Annotated in this window: 1 protein-coding gene; it reads right to left on the bottom strand. The window is 70.6% G+C overall.

Annotation, left to right across the window (positions count from 1 at the left end):
- Positions 1-286: thiolase family protein (locus AC0IX4_RS23010; protein WP_471831398.1), on the bottom strand; the 286-nt coding region annotated here is incomplete at both ends.

Genomic DNA, 286 nt, shown 5'->3' with positions numbered 1-286 from the left:
CCACCGTCAGTCCGAGACGTCCGAGGACCTTCTCGACCGCCGGAACCGGCCCGATACCCATCGTCTTCGGTGCGACACCCGCGGCGGCCCATCCTGCGAGCCGAACCCGGGGGCGCAGACCCAGAGCGGCAGCCTTGTCCGCAGTGGTCACGATGCACAGCGCGGCGCCGTCGGTCTGGCCGCTCGCATTACCGGCGGTGACGGTGGACGCCGGCTCGATCGCGCCGCGAATGGCTCGCAATCTGCCCAGGGACTCGACGCTGGTATCCGCACGAGGGTGCTCGTC

The sequence above is a fragment of the Rhodococcus sp. AC861 genome, from assembly GCF_979256035.1.
Note: the sequence above shows the minus strand (reverse complement) of the source record. Positions and strands in the feature narration are given on the sequence as shown.